At 62.9% G+C, this 3,342-nt stretch carries 3 protein-coding genes; 1 reads left to right on the top strand and 2 read right to left on the bottom strand.

The features are described from left to right. Nucleotides 1-27: 27 nt before the first annotated feature. Together nhaC and VFH65_RS24840 are read right to left on the bottom strand one after the other, a co-directional pair. Complete coding sequence (gene nhaC / locus VFH65_RS24845; protein ID WP_353325139.1) at nucleotides 28-1,515, bottom strand: Na+/H+ antiporter NhaC; 1,488 nt, start codon at nucleotides 1,513-1,515, stop codon at nucleotides 28-30. 70 nt (nucleotides 1,516-1,585) lie between these two features. Continuing rightward, nucleotides 1,586-2,428 carry an SHOCT domain-containing protein gene (locus VFH65_RS24840; RefSeq protein ID WP_353325137.1) on the bottom strand — a complete coding sequence of 281 codons (843 nt, stop codon included), beginning with the start codon at nucleotides 2,426-2,428 and terminating at the stop codon, nucleotides 1,586-1,588. An 80-nt stretch (nucleotides 2,429-2,508) separates the two neighbouring features. On the opposite strand from VFH65_RS24840, the gene VFH65_RS24835 reads away from it, so the two are divergent. After that, nucleotides 2,509-3,342: MFS transporter (locus tag VFH65_RS24835; RefSeq protein WP_353325136.1), on the top strand; the 834-nt coding region annotated here is incomplete at its 3' end.

Genomic DNA, 3,342 nt, shown 5'->3' with positions numbered 1-3,342 from the left:
CCTGTTCAGTCTGTGGTTCGGTGGTGGTCATGAAACGTCCCCGATCTTCTCCGCCGGTGCGGTTTTCACGATTCTGAACCCGGTGAATCCATAGACGACGCTGAGCAGCGGGCTGGCGATGTTGAAGATCGCGAACGGTAGATATGACAACGTGGCTACGCCGAGAACCGCACCCATGAAGGCTCCGCAGGAATTCCAGGGCACCAGCGCTGACGTCACCGTGCCGCTGTCCGCAGCCAGTCGCGACAAGTTCTGTGGCGCAAGACCGCGCCGCTCGAACTCTAGCCGGAAAATACGACTCGGCAACACCAGCGCGATGTATTGGTCGCCTGCAACGATATTCAGACCGATGCCGCTGGCGAAAACCGAAAGGTAGAGTCGTCCTGTCGTCTTCGCCGCGGCGATCATCGGACGCACCAACCGGTCGATCAAGCCGAATTGCTCGAGCAACGCTCCGAACGTCACCGCACCGATGATGAGCCAGATGGTGAGCAACATGCTGTCCATACCACCGCGCGACAGCAGCCGGTCGATGTCGCCGATACCCGAATTCATCGTGAAGCCGTTGGCCATCGAGCGCCAGATCGCCTGCACGGAGCCAACGACGGCGTTGGCGCTGCCGTGGATTTCGGCGACGAATCCGTTGACCACATCGCGCTGCAGGATTGTCGCCTGAACACCGGCGAAAAGAGCCGAGGCCAGCAACGCCAGCGACGCCGGCGCCTTGCGCATCGACAGGATCACCAGAACCAGCAACGGCAAGAGGTTTAGCGGGTTGATCCAGAAGATCTCGCTGAGCTTGGCCAGTTCCACGTCTTCGCCGACGGTGTCGTGCACGGCTGGCCCGGCGATGCCGAGGATGGTGAATGCCACCGCCGCGATCACGAATGCCGGGACCGACGTCCACGCCTGGCTGCGGATGTGCGTGTAGAGGTCGACCTCGACCATCTGCGCGGTCAGAATGGTCGTCTCCGACAATGGCGATAGCTTGTCGCCGAGGTAGGCCCCTGAGATGACAGCGCCTGCGGTGATCGCCGCCGACACCCCGAGCATCGACGCGATCCCGACCAGGCCGACGCCGATGGTTCCTGCTGTGGTCCACGAGCTTCCGATGGACAACGCCACGATTCCGCAGATGAGCGCGGTTGCGACGTAGAAGTATCCGGGCGAGAGCACCTGGATGCCGTAATACACCAGGGTCGGGATCGTGCCCGACAGATTCCACGTCCCGATCAGCGCGCCCACCGCGAGCAGGATGAACAACGCACTGGTGATCGACGCCAATGCACCCTGGCCGGCTTCCTGCACGGCAGTCCACCGATGCCCGTTCTTGAGCGCTATCAGGGCGGCGACCGCGCAGCACAGCACCAGAGCGACCTGGACGGGACCGTCCAGTGCTTCCAGACCGAACAACGCGATGGAAGTGCCGATGAGGACGGCAAGCGCAACCAATGGGAGGATGGCATCGTTCAGCGATGGTGGCCGAACCGCCTGTGTCTCTGGCGATTCCGTCATCACGACACACCTAACGGCCAAGCGCAGGCCGACATCCCACTGACGCTAGCAGCGTCCTGCGCTGGAAGTATTACAAATCGGAAATGATTTGCTGGCGCTTCGTGTTGTACTCGTCCTCCGAAATCGTGCCCGTCGCGCGCAGGGTCTCCAGTTCCTGCAGCCGCTGCGCGGCCGACTGCACGGGTGGTGCCATGTACGCCGGTTGCGCGGCCGCATGTGGTGCGGCCGCGGGCGCCGGATCGGCGGGCGCTGGTTGTGCCGTCGCCGCACGCCGGACGACGGCCTGAACCTGTTGCCTGGCAGCCGGGTTGGAGCGGAGGTCGATCATGTTGTTCAAGCCGATGCCGTTGGCTTTGAGGATGTGCAGGATTTCCATCAGCGGCTCGGTTTGGCCGGTGAGGTCGTAGGTCTTGTTGTCCTCGGCAATGGTGAAGTTTGCCGGCATCATTCCACTGACCAAACCACTACGGTCCCAATCGATTTGGTACTCGTGGGTAGTTGGGTCGACGAGCGCGACCAGTTTGCGGTTCATGATCATCGGTAGCCGCGTCATGGATGCGATCACGCGGTCCTGCGACGCGAAGGGGGCGATGCCCGGGGCCGATATCTGCAGATCGAGCTTCACCAGCGGCTGTTCGTTGATCCGCGTACCCGTCTCCTGGATGTTGGTCACCTGGGCCAGTGCCAGCACACCGTTTTGCTCGAGCGCCTGTGACTTGGCCGCCGACTTGGCGCCGAAGCTCGCCAGCGCCAGCGCGATCAACACGTCGGCAGCGGTGATCAGCAGGCCGACATAGAACAACCAGGTCCCGGCAATCGGCCCAACTACGAAGTACACGGCGAGGAAGATCGGCCCCACCAACCCACCACACAGCAGAACCCAGAGCTGAGCCTTGATGTAACGCCCCAACATTTGCCACGCTCCTGATCTGGTCGACGGTTCGCGTGTCAGATTAGCGCCTAACTCGCGGTTGTGAGCCGTATCGTCGGGCGGTGACCTCGGCGGCGGGAACAGTGCGGTCCCGTTGGATCCTGGCGGCCGTCTCGATGTCGCTGTTCTGTGTTCAGATCGACTACTTTGCGATGAATCTCGCGCTGCCGCGGATGGCCTCAGAACTGAACAGCACGGCCACCGATCTGCAATGGGTGATCAGCGTTTACATGCTCGCGCTCGGTGCCTTCATGGTCCCGGCGGGCCGCGTCGGTGACATCTTTGGCCGTCGGCGGGCCCTGCTTGCGGGGGTGGCGTTGTTCGGCGTCGCGTCGGCACTGTGTGCGCTTGCACCGTCGGCGACGCTTGTCATCGCGTTCCGTGCGGTGCAGGGGCTCGGCGCGGCGCTGATCTTCCCTGTCTCTGTGAGTGTTCTGACCAACGCCTTTCCCGCGGTGCGGGCCGGCCACGCCATCGGGTTGGCATATGGCATAGCCGGATTGGGCAATGCGGCGGGGCCACTGATCGGCGGGCTGCTCACTGACACGGTCGGGTGGCGGTGGATCTTCTGGCTCAATGTTCCGCTGACGCTGGTTTCCCTCGTCATCGGCGCATCCACTATCACCGAATCGTCCGATGAGTCCGTGCCGCGTCGCATCGACATCGCCGGGCTTGCCTTGGTCACCTTCGGAATCGGGTTGTTCACGTTGACATTTGACCGCGCACCTAGTTGGGGATGGTTGTCGGCCTGGACGGTGTTGGCCTTCGCGGGATCGGTCCTCGCGCTGGCCGTGTTCGTGGTCGTCGAGAACAGGGTGCGCTGGCCACTCGTCGATCTGTCTCTCGCCAGGAACCCGAGATTCACGATCCTCGTGGTCGCAGGGACCGTCGCGAAC

The sequence above is a fragment of the Mycobacterium sp. genome, from assembly GCF_035697385.1.
In the GTDB taxonomy this organism is placed as follows: domain Bacteria; phylum Actinomycetota; class Actinomycetes; order Mycobacteriales; family Mycobacteriaceae; genus Mycobacterium.
This window is presented reverse-complemented; position numbering and strand designations above follow the sequence as displayed.

What these genes read in the sequence shown, in the direction of transcription:
- nhaC (WP_353325139.1), bottom strand. Translation starts at nt 1,515, where the DNA reads ATGACGGAATCGCCAGAGACACAGGCGGTTCGGCCACCATCGCTGAAC.
- VFH65_RS24840 (WP_353325137.1), bottom strand. Translation starts at nt 2,428, where the DNA reads ATGTTGGGGCGTTACATCAAGGCTCAGCTCTGGGTTCTGCTGTGTGGT.